The following is an 18,950-nucleotide window of genomic DNA, read 5'->3' as shown; positions in this document are numbered from 1 at the left end:
CTCCGACGGCTGTTCCGCCGTGTCTGGGACCTATTCAGGTCAGGGACGCATTCAGGCGCCGCGCGACAGGAAGCCGATGAGTTCGGTCTTGCTGACGCCGCCCGACTTGTCGGCATCGGCGGCGCCGAACGCCTGGGCAACCCAGCTCTTCACCTGCTCCGATTCGGGATCGACCGTCGGGTCGGTCGCGGTGCGCAGCTTCTTCATCCAGGCGGAGAATTCCGTCTCGCTGAGTTCGCCGTTCGCGTCGCCGTCATAGGTGGGAAATTCCTGCTCGACGATCTGCGCGATCTGGCTCGGGGTCGCAGCGCTGTCCGACGGGGCGGGACTCGACTGCGGCGGCGGGCTCGACGGAGCCGGCTGGGCCGTCATGTCGTCCACCGGCGGCGGCGTGTCCGGTTCGACCGGTGCCGGTGCGGTCGTTTCAGCCGGCGGCATCGTTTCGGGCGCGGTCTGCGTCGCATCGTCGGGCGGCGGGGCTTCCGTCTGCGCGAACGCGGGGAAACTCACCGCGGCCGCGCCGATCATAAGCATATGTTTCAACATGATCTGTCTCCATTGGCGGCGACGGGGCCGGATTCGACAACCCGCGGCCTTGGTTCGAAGGGGCATGAGAACAACCGCCCGCGCGCCGCGAAAGTTGCCGCAGGCGCCCGATTGGCGTAGCCGCCTGCCCCTGCTAGGGGGCGGCTGGTCGCGATTCCGCCTGCATAACGCGACAAGGCGCCGCAAAAGGAAGGAAATTCAATGGTTCCGCGTTACGCCCGACCCCAGATGACCGCGATCTGGTCGCCCGAGAATCGCTATCGCATCTGGTTCGAGATCGAGGCGCACGCGACCGACGCGCTGGCCGAACTGGGCGTCGTGCCGCAATCGGCGGCCAAGGCATTGTGGGACTGGTGGGCGACCGGACCGGCGATCGACGTCGCGGCGATCGACGCCATCGAGGCGGTGACGAAGCACGACGTCATTGCCTTCCTGACATGGGTCGCGGAGCATGTCGGCGACGAAGCGCGCTTCATGCATCAGGGCATGACGTCGAGCGACGTGCTCGACACCTGCCTTGCCGTGCAACTGACGCAGGCGGCCGACATATTGCTCGCCGATCTCGACGCGCTGCTCGAGGCGATCAAGCGACGCGCCCATGAGCACAAGCTCACCCCGACGATCGGCCGCAGTCACGGTATCCACGCCGAACCCGTCACCTTCGGGCTCAAGCTCGCCGAAGCCCATGCCGAATTCGCGCGGTGCAGGACCCGCCTGATCGCGGCGCGCGCCGAGATCGCGACCTGCGCCATTTCGGGCGCGGTCGGCACCTTCGCCAATATCGACCCGCGCGTCGAGGCGCATGTCGCGGCAAAGCTCGGCCTGGCGATCGAGCCCGTCTCGACCCAGGTCATCCCGCGCGACCGCCACGCGATGTTCTTTGCCACGCTGGGCGTCATCGCCTCGTCGATCGAGCGGCTCGCGGTCGAGATCCGCCACCTCCAGCGCACCGAGGTGCTGGAGGCCGAGGAATATTTCTCGCCGGGCCAGAAGGGCTCGTCGGCGATGCCGCACAAGCGCAACCCGGTGCTCACCGAGAATCTGACCGGGCTTGCGCGCATGGTGCGCAGCGCGGTGACTCCGGCGCTGGAGAATGTCGCGCTGTGGCACGAACGCGACATCAGCCATTCGTCGGTCGAGCGCTTCATCGGTCCCGACGCGACGGTCACGCTCGACTTCGCGCTCGCGCGGCTGACCGGCGTGGTCGACAAGCTGCTCGTCTATCCCGCGCGGATGCAGAAGAATCTCGATCGCATGGGCGGGCTCGTGCATTCGCAGCGCGTCCTGCTGGCGCTGACGCAGGCGGGCGCGAGCCGCGAGGACAGCTATGCGCTGGTCCAGCGCAATGCGATGAAGGTCTGGGAATCGGATGGGCAGCTGTCGCTGCTCGACCTGCTGAAGGCCGATGCCGACGTGACCGCGCGCCTGTCCGCCGACCAACTCACAGACCTGTTCGACCTCGGTTATCACATGAAGCATGTCGATACGATCTTCGCGCGCGTCTTTGGAGCCGCATAGAGCAACGGCCGATTAGATTGAATCGGCCATTGCTCTATTTGCTTTCGTTTTCCGCATTCTGCGAGTCGTCGGCTGTGCCAGCCGACTTCAGAATGCTTTAAGATCTGTGGGGATTCAGAGTTTATCGCCGCGATATTGTGTGAAGCCGTGTTCCCCCGCCCTTCGACTGCCCGCAGGGCGGGCGCTCAGGATAAACTTCCGCCATAGGCGGAAGGCGGGGGTCCATCTTCGGCCGGTTCCATCTCGAAACCACCGCAGATGGGTCCCCGCCTTCGCGGGGACACACGATAAAGGACAGTCGCAAGATGAATCCCCACACGCCTTAGGCTGGCGTCCGGAGCCGAAGTCGCCTAGAAACCGTCCGAGGCCAAGCAAGGAGCGGAACAGTGGGAATCCTGCGCACCATCATCTGGGTCCTGCTGACCATCGTCCTGCTGCTGTTCGCCTTCGCGAACTGGAACGCGGTGACGGTGACCATCTGGCCGGGCTGGGAAGCCGAGACCAAGCTGCCGGTGATCGTGCTCGTCGCCTTCGCGCTGGGCAGCCTGCCGACGTGGATCGCGCTGCGCGCGACGCGCTGGTCGCTGAAGCGTCGTCTCGATGCGAGCGAGCGCCAGCTCGCCGACCTGCGCGCGATGGCCAATCGCCCTGCCGATCCCGCGCCTTCGACCGTGCCGGTCAACGATATCCCGCCCTCGCCCCTGGAGTCCGCATGACGTCGCCGCTCTATCTCGCCATCGACACGCCGCACCTCGACGCCGCGCAGACGCTGGCGCAGAAGGTCCGCCATCACGTCGGCGGGCTGAAGCTCGGGCTCGAATTCTTCTGCGCCAACGGGCATCATGGCGTGCTCGAAATGGCGAAGCTGGGTCTGCCGATCTTTCTCGACCTCAAGCTCCACGACATTCCGAACACGGTGGCCAAGGCGATCCAGGCGCTCCGCCCGCTCGAACCGGCGATCCTGACCATCCATGGCGCGGGTGGCCGCGCGATGATGGAGGAGGCGAAAGCGGCGGCGGGCGCGAACACCAAGGTGGTCGCCGTGACCGTGCTGACCAGCCTCGATTCGCCCGACCTCGACGACATCGGCGTTGGCGGAACCCCGCACGATCAGGTGGTGCGCCTCGCGGCGCTGGCGCGCAGCGCCGGCCTCGACGGCATCGTCTGCTCGGGGCAGGAGGTCAAGGCCGCGCGCGCGGCCTGGCCCGGCGGCTTCTTCGTCGTTCCCGGCGTCCGCCCCGCCAACGGCAAGCTGGGCGACCAGAAACGCGTCGTCACCCCGGCCGAGGCGATGGCCGACGGCGCCTCGATCCTCGTCGTCGGACGCCCGATCAGCCAGTCCGACGACCCCGACCTCGCAGCGCGCGCGATCGAGGCGACGCTTTAAGGTCTGTGGGCATTCAGAGTCTATCGCCGCGATATTGTATAAAGCCGTGTTCCCCCGCCCTTCGACTGCCCGCAGGGCGGGCGCTCAGGATAAACTTCCGCCATAGGCGGAAGGCGGGGGTCGATCTTCGGCCGGTTCCATCTCGAAACCACCGCAGATGGGTCCCCGCCTTCGCGGGGACACACGATAAAGGACAGTTGCAAGATGAACCCCCACAAGCCTTAGGCCGGATCGACATTCAGCTCTGGCGGCCTGCGAATGGCGGCTTTTCGCGCCTCCGGTGGCCACGTGCCGTCAGCACGCTGCGCTGCGGGTCCCGGAAATCCACCATTTTGACCTGTGGTCGTCTTCGACTCCGGCTCGCCATCTTCCGAATGTCGATCCGTCCCACGCGTCAGTTGATAACAAGCGCCGGGGACTGAATGTTGTAGCCGACAAGCACCGGTCCATTCGGTGAAGATTTGAATGTGAAAGTTTCGACGGCGCGGCCTTTTTCGTAGATCGTCTCCATATTCAGGACCGTCAGGGTCCGCCCGTTCACGATATTGACCTGCCATCCTCGCTGCGTCGTGTTTCCCGCCTTGCCCAGCTTGCGCTGCACGGCACCAAGAAACTCCTCGAATTCTGCGACATCCGCCGAACGCTGCATTTCCTCGCCGGAAGCAAAGTAGATGTCGTCAAATTTTCCGGCATTGGCGTCGTCGTGAAATGCATCGACCGCCTTTTCCGAGGCGGCGACATCGGTGGCCATGTTCGCAGGATTGCAGGCCGTCAGGCCCAGAAACAAAAGCATCCATAATATGCGGTGCATCGCAACCTCCCCCGCGAGGCTGTACCACGACCGGCGTGCTGCCAACCATAGGTATCTGCGGTTGCCTTGATGCCATTTGCAGCCCAAAGACCCTCGCATGCCACCACTCATCAAGATCTGCGGTCTCTCGACACCCGAAGCGGTCGATGCGGCCATCGAACGGGGCGCGGCCTACATCGGGCTTGTCCATTACGAGCCGAGCCCGCGGCATGTCGACCTTCGGACCGCCGCCGAATTGCGGCGCCGTGCCGGGGCGCACGTCAAGGTGGTGCTGCTGCTCGTCAACGCCTCGCAGCAACTCACCGGGCAGGCGCTCGCCGCGGTGCGGCCCGATGTCGTCCAGTTCCATGGCACCGAGACTCCCGAATGGCTGGCGGTCGTGAAGCGGCTGGTTCCGGCGGAGATATGGAAGGCGATCGGGCTCAAGGACGCGGGGACGCTCGAACGGATCGAGAAATATCGCGGCATCGCCGACCGCATTCTGTTCGACGCCCCCGCCTCGGCGCTGCCCGGCGGCAACGGCGCGCGCTTCGACTGGTCGCTACTCGCCAACCACCGTCACACGATCGACTGGGGCATCGCCGGCGGCCTGACTCCCGACAATGTCGCCGCCGCGATCGCGGCGACGCGCGCGCCGCTCGTCGATGTCTCCTCGGGCGTCGAAAGCGCGCCCGGGGTCAAGGATCTCGACCGGATCGCCGCTTTCTGCGCGGCGGTGCGCGCCGCTCAATAAGCGTCGCTCAGCGCGAAATCCTGCCGCCGTTCGCGCCACGCGCCGCGCGTGAAATCGGGGAACTCCAGCGTCCGGTTATCCTCTGCGATCGACTGTTCGGACAGCGGCGTGATCGCGCTCCACGTCAGCGCGTCGTAAATGTCGATCGGCATCGGCGCGCCGGCCTTCAGCGCCTTGACGAAGGCGTTGAGAACGAACCAGTCCATCCCGCCATGCCCGGCCCCGACCGCCTGGTCGGCGTGACGTTTCCACAACGGATGGTCGTACTGGCCGAGCACGGTCTCCGCCGGTTCCCAGCGATGCGGTTCGGGGCTGCGGCCTTCGATGTAGAGCGATTTGGCGACGTCCATCCACAATCCGCGCGTCCCCTGCACCCGGAAACCGAGCGAATAGGGGCGCGGCAGGTTGGTATCGTGGGTCAGCCGGATCGTTTCGCCATTGGCGCAGGCGATGCTGGTCGTCACGACATCGCCCAGCGCGAAACGCACCGCCGCATTGGGGTGGTCCGCGCCGCCCTGCGCGACCACATGATCGTGCAATCCGCGCGCCTTGCTCGCATAGCTGGTCAGCCGGATGAAGCGGTTGCCGCGGTTGATATTCGTCCACATCGCGCAGGGGCCGATGCCGTGGCTGGGATAGAGATCGCCGTTGCGCCGGACGCTGTGGTCGGTGCGCCAGCGCGCCTCGGACCAGCCTTTCGCGCCGAATTCGGCGCCGCCGCCATAGGGACGGCCGGGAATGCCCGAATTGAATTTCACGTCGCGCAGATCGTGCTGATAGCCGCCTTCGAGGTGGATTATCTCGCCGAACAGGTCCTGCCGCACCATGTTCAGCACCGCCATGACGTCGCGGCGATAACAGACATTTTCCAGCAGCATATAGGGCGTGCGCGTCGCCTCATGCGCCGCCAGCACGTCCCAATGGTCCTGAAGCGTGATGCCGGCGACGACCTCGCACCCCACCGCGACGCGCGCCTCCATCGCCGCGATCGCCATCGGCTTGTGCCATTCCCACGGGGTGACGATCAGCACGCCGTCGAGCGTTCCCGGTTTCAGCATCGCGCGCCACGCCTCGGCGTCGCCGGTGAAGCTGGCGGGGCGCGGCTTTCCCGCCGCATCGAACTGCCCCTTCGCGGCTTCGAGCACGAAGGGGTCGATGTCGGCGATCGCGGTCACGTCGACGTCGTCGCGGCGCAGCAGTTCGCGCAGGTGGACGCGTCCGCGCTCGCCGGTGCCGATGACGCCGATCCGCAGCCGCGATCCGCCGCGGTCCCGCGCAATGGCCGGTGCGGCGGCCGCCGTCGCCAACGCCGCGCCGCCCGCCATCAACAATTCGCGCCGATTCATGCCCCCGCTCATCCGTCTGCCTCCTTGCCGTGACCCTCGCCGCTGTTTGAAGCGCATCGAGGCTATGGACAAGGGCGTCATAGCGCCTAAGGGACACAGCCAGCCATGACCGAAGCCGCTCCCCCCCGCTCCGCCCTATCGAACAGCCTGCGCACCGGGCCCGATGCGCGCGGTCATTTCGGCGCCTTCGGGGGCCGCTATGTCGCCGAAACGCTGATGCCGCTGATCCTCGACCTCGAACGCGAATATCGCGCCGCCCAGGCCGATCCGGCGTTCAGGGCCGAATTCGAGCATCTGCTCGAACATTATGTCGGCCGTCCGAGCCCACTCTGGCATGCCGAGCGGCTGACGGCCCATCTGGGCGGCGCAAAAATCTATCTGAAGCGCGAGGATCTGAATCACACCGGCGCGCACAAGATCAACAATTGCATCGGCCAGATCCTGCTCGCGAAACGGATGGGCAAGACGCGGATCATCGCCGAGACCGGCGCGGGGCAGCACGGCGTCGCGACCGCGACCGTCGCGGCGCTGTTCGGCCTGCCGTGCACCATCTTCATGGGCGCGGTCGACGTCGCGCGGCAGCAGCCCAACGTGTTCCGCATGAAGCTGCTCGGCGCCGAAGTGGTCGCGGTCGAATCGGGCGCGAAGACGCTGAAGGACGCGATGAACGAGGCGCTGCGGCACTGGGTCGCCAACGTCCACGACACTTTCTACATCATCGGCACCGTCGCCGGCCCGCACCCCTATCCCGAGCTCGTCCGCGATTTCCAGTCGGTGATCGGCGAGGAAGCGAAGGCGCAGATCCTGAAGGCGGAAGGGCGCCTGCCCGACATGCTGATCGCGCCCGTCGGCGGCGGGTCGAACGCGATCGGCCTTTTCCACCCCTTCCTCGACGATGCCGAGGTCGAGATCGTCGGCGTCGAGGCCGCGGGCGAAGGGCTCGACAGGAAACATGCCGCCAGCCTCGCGGGCGGCCGCCCCGGCATCCTCCACGGCAACAAGACCTATCTGTTGCAGGACGAGGACGGCCAGATCACAGAGGCGCACAGCATTTCGGCGGGCCTAGACTATCCCGGCATCGGTCCGGAGCATGCCTGGCTGCACGACATCGGCCGCGTTCGCTACGAACCCGTGACCGATGCGGAGGCGCTCGCCAGTTTCCAGAAGCTGACGAAGCTGGAAGGCATCATCCCCGCGCTGGAGTCGGCCCACGCCATCGCCGCCGCCGAACGGATCGCGCCGACGTTGGGCAAGGACAAGATCATCATCGTCAACCTGTCGGGCCGCGGCGACAAGGACATCTTCACGGTCGCGGATGCGCTGGGGGTGGCGCTCTAAAAGCCCTCTCCCCTTCAGGGGAGAGGGTTGGGAGAGGGGGACGAATGCGGGACCGAAGGCTGATCGAGTTCGCCAAGCAGATGCGCCGCGAACAGACCGAGCCCGAAACCCGCTTGTGGCTCGAACTGCGTGCGGCACGTTTTCAAGGAATCAAATTCCGCAGACAAAAGGTCATTGGTCCGTATATCGCCGATTTCTCGTCCAGAGAGCCGATGCTGGTGATAGAGATCGACGGCGACACGCATGCAGGTCGGGAGGCATATGACCGGGCCAGGACGGCTTATTTCGAAGAACAGGGTTATCGAGTGATCAGATTTACCAACCGCGACGTGTTGACGAATATGGATGGGGTTCTGGAGCAGCTTGCGTCGTTCTTGACTCCCCCTCTCCCAACCCTCTCCCCTGAAGGGGAGAGGGCTCTATGACTCGCTTCGCTTCGGCCTTTTCCAAAGGCTCCGCGCTCGTCACCTTCATCACCGCGGGCGATGGCGATACCGCCGCCAATCTCGACGCGCTGGTCGCGGGGGGCGCCGACGTGATCGAACTCGGCATGCCGTTCACCGATCCGATGGCCGACGGTCCCGCGATCCAGGCCGCCAATCTGCGCGCGCTCGGCAAGGGCACGACCACCGCCGACATCTTCGCCATCGCGGCCGCCTTTCGCTCGCGCCATCCGCAAGTGCCGCTCGTCCTGATGGGCTATGCCAACCCGATGACGATCCGCGGGCCCGAATGGTTCGCCGCCGAATGCGCGAAAGCGGGCGTCGATGGCGTCATCTGCGTCGATATCCCGTCGGAGGAGGACGCGGAACTGGGGCCCGCGCTGCGCGCCGCGGGGGTTGCCCCGATCCGCCTCGCCACGCCGACTACCGACGCGGCGCGCCTGCCCGACGTGCTGAACGGTGCGGGTGGGTTCCTCTATTATGTCTCGGTCGCGGGAATCACCGGGCTCCAGCAGGCCGCGCAGGCGAGCATCGAGGATGCCGTCGCTCGCTTGAAAGCCGCCACCGACCTGCCCGTCGCGGTCGGTTTCGGCGTCCGCACCCCCGAACAGGCCGCGCAGATCGCCAAGGTCGCCGACGGGGTCGTCGTCGGATCGGCGCTGGTCGAGATCATCGCCGCGCACGGCGATGCCGCCCCTCCGCATGTCGAGGCTTTCGCCCGCACCCTCGCCGATGCTATTCACGGCGCGAAGGAGAATGCCGCATGAGCTGGCTCGAACGCGTCCGCAACGCCCTGCCCTTCGCCGCGAAGCGCGATACGGCGGACAATCTGTGGCACAAGTGCCGCCAGTGCCAGCAGATGGTCTTCGTCAAGGAGTGGGAAGACAATCTGAACGTCTGTCCGCGCTGCGACCATCACGACCGCATCGGTGCCAAGGAACGCTTCGCGCAGCTTTTCGACGGCGGCCTGTACGAGGTTCTGCCCGCCCCCGCCGCGCCCGAAGACCCGCTCAAGTTTCGCGACACCAAGAAATATGTCGACCGCATCAAGGCGGCGCGCGCGCAGACCGGTGACCGCGATGCCTATCAGAACGGTTTCGGCCGCATCGACGGCCGCCCGGTGGTGATCGGCGTGCAGGATTTCGCCTTCATGGGCGGATCGATGGGCGTCGCGGTCGGCGAGGCCTTCGTCGCCGGGGTCGAACAGGCGATCCGGCGCGGCTGTCCCTATGTCGCGATCACCGCGGCGGGCGGCGCACGAATGCAGGAGGGCACGCTGTCGCTGATGCAGATGCCGCGCGCCACCGTCGCGCTCGCCCGCCTGCGCCGCGCCGGGCTGCCCTATATCGTCCTTCTCACCGACCCGACGACGGGCGGCGTCACCGCCAGCTATGCCATGCTCGGCGACGTGCAGATCAGCGAGCCCAACGCGCTGATCGGCTTCGCGGGGCAACGCGTGATCGAGAATACGATCCGCGAAAAACTGCCCGAAGGATTCCAGCGCGCCGAATATCTGCTCGAACATGGAATGATCGACATGGTCGTGCACCGCAAGGAGCTGCCCGCGACGCTCGGCCGCCTGATCGCCTATCTGGCGCCCGAAAAGGCGGCCTGATCCCAGGCATCCTCCTCACCTTGTCATTCCCGCGAACGCGGGAATCCATGATCCGAGGTGTCGTGACTGTATTACGTTTATATCATGGCCAGCCAAAAGAACGGCACGATCTATATTGGCGTGACCAACGACATTATCCGGCGGACCTACGAACATCGCGAGGGGCAATTGACCGGCTTCTCCCCAAAATATCGGGTGAAGCATCTCGTCCATTATGAAGAATTTCAGGACATCCGCGATGCGATACAACGCGAAAAGCGGCTCAAGAAATGGAATCGCGCGTGGAAAATCCAACTGATCGAGACGCAGAACCCCGATTGGCGCGATCTGTGGTTCGGTCTCAACCGATAGTATCGACCATGGATTCCCGCGTCCGCGGGAATGACAAAGCCGTATAATGCCCGACCACGCCCATTCCGCCGACCCCGCTGTCCAGACGCAGCTCGACCGCCTCGCCGCGCTGTCGCCGGGACGCGACATCCTCGGGCTGGAGCGCATTACCGAACTGTGTCGCCGTCTCGGCAACCCGCACGAGCACCTGCCGCGCACCTTCCACGTCGCCGGGACCAACGGCAAGGGGTCGACCTGCGCCTATCTGCGCGCGATCCTGGAGGCGAGCGGCCGCCGCGTCCACGCCTACACCAGCCCGCACCTCGTCCGCTTCAACGAGCGGCTCCGCATCGACGGCACACTGATCGACGACAGGCTGCTCGCGATGCTGCTTGAGGAGGTGCTGGACGAAGCCGCCGACCTGGAGGCGAGCTTCTTCGAGGTCACCACCGCGGTCGCCTTCCTCGCCTTTGCGCGCCATCCCGCCGACGATTGCATCCTCGAGGTCGGGCTCGGCGGACGCCTCGACGCGACCAACATCATCCCGCCGCCCGCGGTGTGCGGCATCGCCTCGCTGGGCATCGATCACGAAGCCTTCCTGCTCGCCCCCGAAGCCGGAACGCCGTCCGTCCCCGCCGAGCGGATCGCGTGGGAAAAGGCCGGGATCGTCAAGCCGGGCAGCGCGCTCGCGACGCTCGCCTATCCGCGCGCGGTACAGCGCGTCATCGCGCGCCGCGCCGAGGAGGCCGGTGTCGTTCCCTTCGCGGAGGGCGAATCCTGGTCGGTCGAGCCCGTCGGCGACGCCTTCCGCTGGACGTCGATGGACGGGACATTGGCCGGGGTGCTGCGTCCGGGCATGGCCGGGCTGCATCAGATGCGCAATGCGGGGCTGGCGATCGCGATGCTCCATATCGCGCCGGGGCCGAAGCCCGACGCGGGCACCATCGCGCGCGGCGTCGCCGGCGCCTTCTGGCCCGCGCGCCTGCAACGACTGGGGACGGGGCCGCTGACCGGGCTGCTGCCGCCGGCGACCGAGGTCTGGCTCGACGGTGCGCACAATGGCGATGCCGGCCTCCAGCTTGCGCGGCATTTCGCCAGCGAACCGCGCCGCATCCATCTGATCGCCGGCATGCTCGCCAACAAGCATCCCGAGGCGATCCTCGACCCGCTGCGCGACCGCCTCGCCTCGCTGACCGTCGTGCCGGTGCCGGGGCACGAGCATCATGATGCGGCGGCTTTCGGATCCGAAGCGCGATACGCCACGGACGTCGAAGCCGCCTTGCGCGCGCTGACGGTCGATCCGGCGCGCGATATCGTGCTGATCGCCGGCTCGCTCTATCTCGCGGGCGAAGTGCTCAGGGCGAACGGGGAACTGCCGGAATAGCTTCGGCGGAAGCGATTTCGGGGCCGTCATCCTCGGTGCTCGGCTGGCGGACCGTCTGGACGACGAAGCCACGCTTCCACAGCAACCACAGCAGGAGCATTCCGGGCGCGGCGATGACGACGGTGAACAGCCAGAAGCCAACCCAGCCCAGCGTCTCGGCCACATAGCCGCCAGGCGCAGCGAGCCACGTCCGCCCGACGGCTGCGAACGACGACAGCAGAGCGAATTGCGTCGCAGTATAGGCCAGGCTCGACAGACCGGAGAGATAGGTCACGAACACCGTGAGCCCGATCCCGCTCGTAAAATTCTCGGTCCCCACCGCTATAGCCAGCATCAGTGGCGAATGACCGACGGAGGCCAGCAGGGCGAACAACAGATTGCTGAACATCATCATCAGGCCCGAGATCAGGAGTGCCCGCCCCATGCCCAGCCACGCGATGAAGGGAGCACCGCAAGCCGACCCGATGATCAGCGCCACAAAGCCGACGCCCTTGTTGATCGCAACGAACTCGGTGTCGGTGAACCCCAGTTCGACGATCATCGGATTGAGCATCCCCTGCCCCATCGCATCGCCGACCTTGTAGATGAGCACGAAAAGCAGGATCAGGACCGCGCCATGACGCCCCAGAAATTCGCGAAAGGGGCTGATGACCGTTTCGTTGAGCCATGCACCAAAACCTTGCTCGCCCCCGCGCGCCTGTGATGGATGGAACCTCCCGGGGCCAGCCAGGAGAGCGCCGACCACGGCAGGCAGCACCGCAAGCCCGGTAAAGGCGTAAGCCGCTGCCCAACCCAGCCCAAATCCTTCGGGAGAAGCCAGCGCGATCGTGCCGACCCCGGCGATCAGATTGCCGGTGCGATAGCCGAACTGGTTCATTGCCGTGCCGTGGGGCAACTCGGCATCGCTCAAAATCTCGATACGATAGGCGTCGATGACAATGTCCTGTGTGGCCGACAGAAAAGCGACGATGATCGCCCAGATCGCGAACGGCGCCAGATTGTCGTTGGTCGGATTACTCGCCCCCAATTGCCAGATCGCGACGACCAACAGCATCTGAATCAGGAACAGCCAGCTTCGCCGCTGTCCAAAAAGGCGGGTCAGGACCGGGATGGGCAATTTATCGACCAAAGGGGCCCAAAGGAATTTCAACGTGTAGGGCGTGGTCAGGCCGATTGCGAAGCCGATCGTCGATTTTTCGATTCCGACCTTCGACAACCAGAATGCCATTGTACCCAACAGCAGTGTCAAAGGAAAACCGCTCGAAATACCCAGCAAAAAGGCGACGATCGGCATCGGCTTGCGGTAAGGCGCAAAACTCGGAACGAGATAAGCGAGGCCGACAACGGCCAACAGCACTGCGACCAATACCAGGCTATCCAGACCGAGTTGCATCGCGCGCCCTCCCTCACATGCCGACGCGGCGGCATCTCTCGCTTCAAGCCAGAGGCCTAAAGCCTTGGCGCCAAATTGGAAGCGGTGATTTGGCGGTCCGACGGATCGTGGCGGCGGCCGGTCGCCTCAGGCTGCCTCGGGCCGCCAATAGGTCTGAAGCCCGCTGATCTTGCGCGGCTTCTTCTTCTGGCAGATCATCGTCTCGATCGCGCGCAGCGCGCCGATCAGCGCGGCGGCGGCGTGCGGCTTGGCGAGGCAGGCGAGCGCGATCTCGGCGGCATCCTCGGGCGGCAGGCCGGTGACGAGCAGCACCGCAATGCCGCGATCGCGCGCAATCCGGGCGACCTCGCGCCCCGTCATGTGGCCCGCGAGATTCAGATCGAGGACGAGCGCGTCGACCCGGTCGATCGCCAGCACCTGCACCGCAGCCTCGCCCGAATCGACCGTCGCGACGACGTCGTAGCCCGCGTGTTTCAGCGTCCGTTCGTTGTCGAACGCGATCAGCGGATCGTCTTCGACGATCAGCAGGCGCTTGATGCACGACGGGCGGGACGCAAAGAGCATGAAAACTCCCTTCGATGGCGCCATGGCGCGCTCTCGCCCGTCCTGCAATATCGCTTCGGCATGCCATCGACGAAGCGATGCGTTTCCGGCTATGAGCGTGACCACAAGGCCACAGTTTCCTTCCCCCCTCAACGCCATGAAAGCCGCTTGCGTTCCGATGACGACACGCCGACCGCCCCGCTCCGCCCCTCAGCCCGCCGCACCGCGCGGCCGCCGCGCCGCGCGTTCCGCGCAACCCCGCCCCCCTGCCACCGCCGAACGCGAGGAAGAGGGGCCGCAACGGATCGCCAAGCTGCTCGCCCGCGCCGGAGTCGGCTCGCGCCGCGACGTCGAGCGGATGATCGAGGAAGGCCGCATCGCGCTGAACGGCCAGGCGATCGCGCAGCCCGCGCCGCTGCTCTCCTCGCTCGAAGGCCTGACGGTCGACGGCAATCCGGTCGCGAAGCCGGTCTCGACACGCCTCTATCGCTTCCACAAGCCGGCGGGCTGCCTCACCGCCGCGCGCGACCCCAAGGGCCGCAAGACGATCTACGACATCCTGCCCAAAGGCCTGCCGCGGCTGATGCCGGTGGGGCGGCTCGACTATAACACCGAGGGGCTGCTGCTGCTGACCAACGACGGCGAATTCAAGCGCCAGCTCGAACTGCCCTCGAGCGGGGTCGAACGCAGCTATCGCGCGCGCGCCTTTGGCGAGATCAGCCAGGCGCAGCTCGAGGAACTGGCGCTCGGCATCACCATCGACGGCATCCGCTATGGAAAGATCGACGCCAACCTCGAACGCCGCACCGGGCGCAACCAGTGGATCGAACTGACGCTGACCGAGGGCAAGAACCGCGAGGTGCGCCGCGTGCTCGAACATCTGAGCTTGCAGGTCAGCCGGCTGATCCGGACGCGCTACGGCGCCTTCTCCCTCGACGGGCTCGACAGCGGGGCGGTCGAGATCGTGCCGCGCGACGCGCTGTTCCAGTTTCGCCGGCGGATGGGCTGAGGATGCGGGTGATCGCCGGCGAGTGGCGCGGCCGCAAGCTGCTCGCGCCCCGGAACGACGCGACGCGGCCGACTGCGGACCGCACGCGCGAGACGCTGTTCTCGATGCTCGCGAGCCGCCTCGGCAGTTTCGAGGGGCTGCACGTCGCCGACCTGTTCGCGGGTTCGGGCGCGCTCGGCATCGAGGCGCTGTCGCGCGGCGCCGCGCACTGCCTGTTCGGCGAGCAGGACAGGGACGCGCTCGACGCGCTGCGGAAAAACCTCGCGACACTGGGTGCGGGGCAGCGCGCCGAGATTCGCGCCGGATCGGTCCTTTCCCTCGGTCCCGCGCCGCGCGCCTGCGACCTGCTGCTGTTCGACGCGCCCTATGGCACCGGCGCCGGCAGCGTCGCGCTCGACAAGCTGGCCCGCCTCGGCTGGGCCGGCCCCGACAGCTGGGTTTCGATCGAGACCGCCGACCGGGAAGCGGTCGATGTCCCCGGCTTCGGAATCGAGGCGGAGCGCCGCGTCGGCAAGGCGAAGCTGACCCTGCTGCGCCGCGCCTGACCATCGTTCAGCCGGCGGCGGCGCCCTGCCGGCGCACCATCAGCAGCCCGATCCAGCTGACGACCCCGGCCAGCGCCAGATAGAGGCCGACGACCTGCGTCCCGCCCCAGTCGCCGAGCGCCTGCGCGATGATCGGCGCCAGCGCGCCGCCCAATATGCCGCCGACGTTGAAGGCGACGGACGCGCCGGTGTAGCGCACCTCGACGGGGAACAGCGCGGTCAGCCAGCTGCCGAGCGGGCCATAGACCAGCCCCATGACGAACAGCGATGCCGCGAGCCCGAGGAAGATGAGCGGCCACGATTGCGACGCCAGCGACGGCCCGAACAGCAGCCCGATCAGGATCGTCGCGCCGCACCCCCAGGTCAGCACCCGCTGCGCGCTGACCGCGTCGCTCCGGTAGCCGGCATAGACGATCCCCACCGCCATGAAGAGGATCGCGCCGAGCTGGATCAGCAGGAACTGCTCCTTCGGATAGCCGAGCGCCGTCGTCCCGTGGGCCAGCGCGAAGCTGGTCGCGAGATAGAAGATCGCGAAGCAGGCGACGACCGCGAAAGTGCCCGCGAGCGTCGGGACGAGGTGGCGGCGGAACAGCTCGCCCAGCGGCACCGCGACGGGCGCCTGCCTTTCCAGTGCGTCGGCGAAGGCCGGCGTCTCACCGATCTTGAGCCGCACCCAGAGCCCGAGCCCGACGAGCACCGCCGAGACGAGAAAGGGGATGCGCCAGCCCCACGCCGCGAACTCCGCATCGCTGAGCCACAGGCCGAGCAGCAGGAACAGGCCGTTGGCGGCGATGAAGCCGACCGGCGCGCCGAGCTGCGGAAACATGCCGAAGCGCGCACGCCAGCCCGGCGGCGCATTCTCGACCGCCAGCAGCGCCGCCCCGCCCCACTCGCCGCCGAGCCCGAACCCCTGCCCGAAACGCAGGATGCACAGCAGCAGCGGCGCGACCCAGCCGACCATCGCATAGGTCGGCAGGAACGCGATCAGCAGCGTCGAGGCGCCCATCAGCATCAGCGAGGCGACGAGCGTCGACTTGCGGCCGATGCGGTCGCCGTAATGGCCGAAGACGATCGCCCCGACGGGCCGCGCCAGGAAAGCGAGCCCGAAGCTCATGAAGCTCAGCATCAACTGCGCCGAGGGTGATTCGGATGGAAAGAACAGCGGCCCGAACACCAGCGCCGCGGCGGTGCCGTAGATGTAGAAATCGTAGAATTCGACCGCGGTCCCGACGAGGCTCGCGGTCAGGATGCGCGCCTGCGCGCGATAGGGTGTCAGATCCACGGGCGGCGCCCCTTCCCTTCGTGATGGCGGGTCGCTTTGAACGGATCATGCGCTCCGGCGCAAGACCAAAGACCGTCCGCCGCGCAGCGCCGCCGCGTCCCGCCGCCTTGCACTGGACAGCATCGGCGCCGTTCCCTAATCGTTCGCGCGTGAACAGCCGCCCAGCCTCCCCGCCCGATCTTCCCCCGCCGCACCCATCGGACCCGCCCTATCTGCAGGGGCTGAACGGCCCGCAGCGGCAGGCGGTGCTGACCACCGAAGGCCCGGTGCTGATGCTCGCAGGGGCAGGCACCGGCAAGACGGCGGCGCTGACGGCGCGGCTGGCGCACATCATCGCGACGCGGCGCGCGTGGCCGTCCGAAATCCTGGCCGTCACCTTCACCAACAAGGCGGCGCGCGAGATGCGCGAGCGCATCGGCCGGATGATCGGCGACGCGGTCGAGGGGATGCCGTGGCTCGGCACCTTTCACAGCATCGCGGCGAAGATGCTGCGCCGTCACGCCGAACTGGTGGGACTGCAGAGCAATTTCACCATCCTCGACACCGACGACCAGCTTCGCGTTCTCAAGCAGCTCATCCAGACCGAAGGGCTCGACGAGAAGCGCTGGCCGGCGCGCCAGCTCGCGGGGCTGATCGACAAGTGGAAGAACCGCGGCCTGACCCCGCCCGACCTCGACGCCGCGGACCGCGAAGCCTATGCCGATGGCAAGGGGCAGCATTTCTATGCCCTTTATCAGGCGCGGCTCAAGACGCTGAACGCCTGCGATTTCGGCGACCTGCTGCTCCACATGCTGGTGATATTGAAGACGCACCGCGACGTGCTCGAACAGTATCAGCAGCGCTTCAAATATATCCTCGTCGACGAATATCAGGACACCAACGCCAGCCAGTATCTCTGGCTCCGCCTTCTCGCGCAGGCGCGCAAGAACATCTGCTGCGTCGGCGACGACGACCAGTCGATCTATTCGTGGCGCGGCGCCGAGGTGGCGAACATCCTGCGTTTCGAAAAGGATTTCCCCGGCGCGACCGTGATCCGCCTCGAACAGAATTACCGCTCGACCCCGCAGATCCTTGCCGCCGCCTCGGCGCTGATCGCCCAGAATTCGGGGCGGCTCGGCAAGACGCTGTGGACCGATCTCGACGCGGGCGACAAGGTCCGGGTGGTCGGCGTCTGGGACGGCCCCGAGGAAGCGCGGCGGATCGGCGAGGAGCTCGAAGACCTCCAGCGCCGCGGCACCAGCCTCGACCGCGCCGCCATCCTCGTCCGCGCGCAGTTCCAGACCCGCGAGTTCGAGGATCGCTTCATCGCCATCGGCCTCCCCTACCGCATCGTCGGCGGCTACCGCTTCTACGAACGCGCGGAGATTCGCGACGCGCTCGCCTATCTGCGCCTCGTCCAGTCGAGCGCCGACGACCTGGCCTTCGAACGGATCGTCAACGTGCCGAAGCGCGGGCTCGGCGACAAGGCGGTGTCGCGCATCCACCAGTTCGCCCGGATCGAGCGCACGCCGCTGTTCCATGCCGCGGCGCGGATCACCGAGACCGACGAGCTGACCCCGCAGGCGCGCCGCCAGCTCGCGAACTTCGTCGCGATGATGCGCAGCTGGCAGGCGAAGGCGAACGACCTGCCGCACCCCGAGCTGACCCAGCTGATCCTCGACGAATCGGGCTACACCGCGATGCTTCAGGCCGACCGCAGCGCCGAAGCGGCGGGGCGCCTCGAGAACCTCTCCGAACTCGTCCGCGCGATGGAGGAATATGATTCGCTTGAAGCCTTCCTCGAGCATGTCAGCCTCGTCATGGACCGCGACAACGACGACCAGACGGAGACCGTCACCATCATGACGATCCACGCCGCGAAAGGCCTCGAATTCGATCATGTCTTCCTCGCCGGATGGGAAGACGGCGTCTTTCCGTCGCAGCGCGCGATGGACGAGGGCGGCACCGCGAGCCTGGAGGAGGAGCGCCGCCTCGCCTATGTCGCGATCACCCGCGCCCGGCAGCGCGCGAGCATCTATCACGCCGCCAACCGCCGCATCTACGGCCAGTGGATGAGCAGCATTCCGAGCCGCTTCATCGCGGAGATTCCGCCCGAGTTCGTCGACAGCAAGAACAGCTTCGGCGGCGGCGCGTCGCTTTGGCGCGCCAACTGGTCGGCGCAAGGCGACCCGTTCGCGCATGTCGCGACGCAGAGCCCGGCACGCACGGCGACCCGCGGCCCGGCATGGCAGCGCGCGCTGGCCGCGTCCTCGACCATCACCCGGGCCCCTGCGCCGAGCGAAGGCGCCCCCGCCGCCTCGGTCGGCGCGAAGCCGCGCGCCGACCTGGCGATCGGCATGCGCGTGTTTCACGAGAAATTCGGTTACGGTCGGATCATCGACGTTGACGGCAACAAGCTGGAGGTCGAATTCGAGCAGGCGGGCACCAAGCGGGTCCTCGACGGCTTCGTCCGCGCCGCCTGAGGGCGTGGGCGGGACGATGGGGGACGTTCCGTCCTTCATGTATTGGATCGACACTTCGTCATTGCGAGCGAAGCGAAGCAATCCAGGGCCGTTACCGCCACTCTGGATTGCCGCGCGGCTTCGCCGCTCGCAATGACGGTTCCAGTCGATGTCATCCCGCTCTGAGGAGAGCGCCGGCAGCCGAACACATGCGGGCGAACGGGCAAAAGAGCCGGAGAATCGGGCTGGCACGGCCGGATAATGCAGGAAAGCCCCGATACCGATC

At 66.7% G+C, this 18,950-nt stretch carries 19 protein-coding genes; 13 read left to right on the top strand and 6 right to left on the bottom strand.

The window, feature by feature from the left end; all coding sequences use genetic code 11:
* Positions 1–51: 51 nt before the first annotated feature.
* Positions 52–546: a calcium-binding protein gene (locus C3E99_RS07610; protein WP_076075434.1), complete on the bottom strand. Its 495-nt coding sequence runs from the start codon at positions 544–546 to the stop codon at positions 52–54.
* Positions 547–747: 201 nt separating this feature from the next.
* On the opposite strand from C3E99_RS07610, the gene purB reads away from it, so the two are divergent.
* From purB to pyrF, 3 genes are all read left to right on the top strand, one after another.
* Positions 748–2,064, top strand: coding sequence for an adenylosuccinate lyase (gene purB, locus C3E99_RS07605; RefSeq protein ID WP_076075435.1), 1,317 nt, complete (start codon positions 748–750; stop codon positions 2,062–2,064).
* A gap of 386 nt (positions 2,065–2,450) precedes the next feature.
* Positions 2,451–2,780, top strand: a complete 330-nt coding sequence (locus tag C3E99_RS07600) for a lipopolysaccharide assembly protein LapA domain-containing protein (protein ID WP_076075437.1) — start codon at positions 2,451–2,453, stop codon at positions 2,778–2,780.
* Positions 2,777–3,451, top strand: a complete 675-nt coding sequence (gene pyrF, locus C3E99_RS07595; protein ID WP_067183738.1) for an orotidine-5'-phosphate decarboxylase — start codon at positions 2,777–2,779, stop codon at positions 3,449–3,451. The genes C3E99_RS07600 and pyrF overlap by 4 nt, the downstream gene beginning before the upstream one ends.
* A 394-nt stretch (positions 3,452–3,845) precedes the next feature.
* Here pyrF and C3E99_RS07590 read toward each other — a convergent pair whose 3' ends face one another.
* On the bottom strand, positions 3,846–4,244 hold the full coding sequence (locus C3E99_RS07590) for a hypothetical protein (protein WP_076075438.1): 399 nt from the start codon (positions 4,242–4,244) through the stop codon (positions 3,846–3,848).
* Positions 4,245–4,359: 115 nt separating this feature from the next.
* Here C3E99_RS07590 and C3E99_RS07585 point away from each other — a divergent pair, with 115 nt between their 5' ends.
* The gene (locus tag C3E99_RS07585) at positions 4,360–4,995 is read left to right on the top strand and encodes a phosphoribosylanthranilate isomerase (RefSeq protein WP_076075440.1); all 636 of its coding nucleotides are present in this window, start codon (positions 4,360–4,362) and stop codon (positions 4,993–4,995) included.
* Here the strand turns inward: C3E99_RS07585 and C3E99_RS07580 are convergent.
* Positions 4,989–6,353 carry a Gfo/Idh/MocA family protein gene (locus tag C3E99_RS07580; protein ID WP_199775078.1) on the bottom strand — a complete coding sequence of 455 codons (1,365 nt, stop codon included), beginning with the start codon at positions 6,351–6,353 and terminating at the stop codon, positions 4,989–4,991. The two genes, C3E99_RS07585 and C3E99_RS07580, sit on opposite strands and share 7 nt — an antisense overlap.
* Before the next feature lie 93 nt (positions 6,354–6,446).
* Here C3E99_RS07580 and trpB point away from each other — a divergent pair, with 93 nt between their 5' ends.
* From trpB to C3E99_RS07550, 6 genes are all read left to right on the top strand, one after another.
* Complete coding sequence (trpB, locus tag C3E99_RS07575; protein WP_067108989.1) at positions 6,447–7,679, top strand: tryptophan synthase subunit beta; 1,233 nt, start codon at positions 6,447–6,449, stop codon at positions 7,677–7,679.
* A 44-nt stretch (positions 7,680–7,723) separates the two neighbouring features.
* Positions 7,724–8,104 carry an endonuclease domain-containing protein gene (locus C3E99_RS07570; RefSeq protein ID WP_076075443.1) on the top strand — a complete coding sequence of 127 codons (381 nt, stop codon included), beginning with the start codon at positions 7,724–7,726 and terminating at the stop codon, positions 8,102–8,104.
* Complete coding sequence (gene trpA, locus C3E99_RS07565; RefSeq protein WP_076075444.1) at positions 8,101–8,889, top strand: tryptophan synthase subunit alpha; 789 nt, start codon at positions 8,101–8,103, stop codon at positions 8,887–8,889. The genes C3E99_RS07570 and trpA overlap by 4 nt, the downstream gene beginning before the upstream one ends.
* Positions 8,886–9,737 carry an acetyl-CoA carboxylase, carboxyltransferase subunit beta gene (gene accD, locus C3E99_RS07560; RefSeq protein ID WP_067108995.1) on the top strand — a complete coding sequence of 284 codons (852 nt, stop codon included), beginning with the start codon at positions 8,886–8,888 and terminating at the stop codon, positions 9,735–9,737. Before trpA ends, accD begins: the two co-directional genes overlap by 4 nt.
* Positions 9,738–9,803: 66 nt before the next feature.
* A complete protein-coding gene (locus C3E99_RS07555; RefSeq protein ID WP_076075447.1) occupies positions 9,804–10,088 on the top strand; it encodes a GIY-YIG nuclease family protein in 285 nt (94 codons plus the stop codon).
* Between the two features lie 46 nt (positions 10,089–10,134).
* Entirely contained in the window at positions 10,135–11,451 is a 1,317-nt protein-coding gene (locus tag C3E99_RS07550) for a bifunctional folylpolyglutamate synthase/dihydrofolate synthase (protein WP_104959646.1), read from the top strand.
* Here the strand turns inward: C3E99_RS07550 and C3E99_RS07545 are convergent.
* Together C3E99_RS07545 and C3E99_RS07540 are read right to left on the bottom strand one after the other, a co-directional pair.
* Positions 11,423–12,844 (bottom strand): AmpG family muropeptide MFS transporter, encoded by a 1,422-nt coding sequence (locus C3E99_RS07545; protein WP_104959645.1) that lies wholly within the window; start codon positions 12,842–12,844, stop codon positions 11,423–11,425. The two genes, C3E99_RS07550 and C3E99_RS07545, sit on opposite strands and share 29 nt — an antisense overlap.
* Before the next feature lie 126 nt (positions 12,845–12,970).
* Complete coding sequence (locus C3E99_RS07540; RefSeq protein ID WP_076075464.1) at positions 12,971–13,408, bottom strand: response regulator; 438 nt, start codon at positions 13,406–13,408, stop codon at positions 12,971–12,973.
* Between the two features lie 157 nt (positions 13,409–13,565).
* Between C3E99_RS07540 and C3E99_RS07535 the strand changes: the two genes are divergently transcribed.
* Together C3E99_RS07535 and rsmD are read left to right on the top strand one after the other, a co-directional pair.
* The gene (locus tag C3E99_RS07535; protein WP_067109001.1) at positions 13,566–14,396 is read left to right on the top strand and encodes a pseudouridine synthase; all 831 of its coding nucleotides are present in this window, start codon (positions 13,566–13,568) and stop codon (positions 14,394–14,396) included.
* A gap of 2 nt (positions 14,397–14,398) precedes the next feature.
* A complete protein-coding gene (gene rsmD / locus C3E99_RS07530) occupies positions 14,399–14,941 on the top strand; it encodes a 16S rRNA (guanine(966)-N(2))-methyltransferase RsmD (protein ID WP_067109005.1) in 543 nt (180 codons plus the stop codon).
* Positions 14,942–14,948: 7 nt separating this feature from the next.
* On the opposite strand, the gene C3E99_RS07525 is transcribed toward rsmD, so the two are convergent.
* On the bottom strand, positions 14,949–16,217 hold the full coding sequence (locus C3E99_RS07525) for an MFS transporter (protein ID WP_234002668.1): 1,269 nt from the start codon (positions 16,215–16,217) through the stop codon (positions 14,949–14,951).
* A gap of 155 nt (positions 16,218–16,372) precedes the next feature.
* Between C3E99_RS07525 and C3E99_RS07520 the strand changes: the two genes are divergently transcribed.
* Positions 16,373–18,685 (top strand): ATP-dependent helicase, encoded by a 2,313-nt coding sequence (locus tag C3E99_RS07520; RefSeq protein WP_104959644.1) that lies wholly within the window; start codon positions 16,373–16,375, stop codon positions 18,683–18,685.
* The last annotated feature ends 265 nt before the right edge of the window (positions 18,686–18,950 follow it).

The sequence above is a fragment of the Sphingopyxis sp. MG genome, from assembly GCF_002953155.1.
GTDB classification, from domain to species: Bacteria; Pseudomonadota; Alphaproteobacteria; order Sphingomonadales; family Sphingomonadaceae; genus Sphingopyxis; species Sphingopyxis granuli.
The sequence above is the reverse complement of the archived record's forward strand: the minus strand, read 5'-3'. Positions and strand labels throughout refer to the sequence as shown.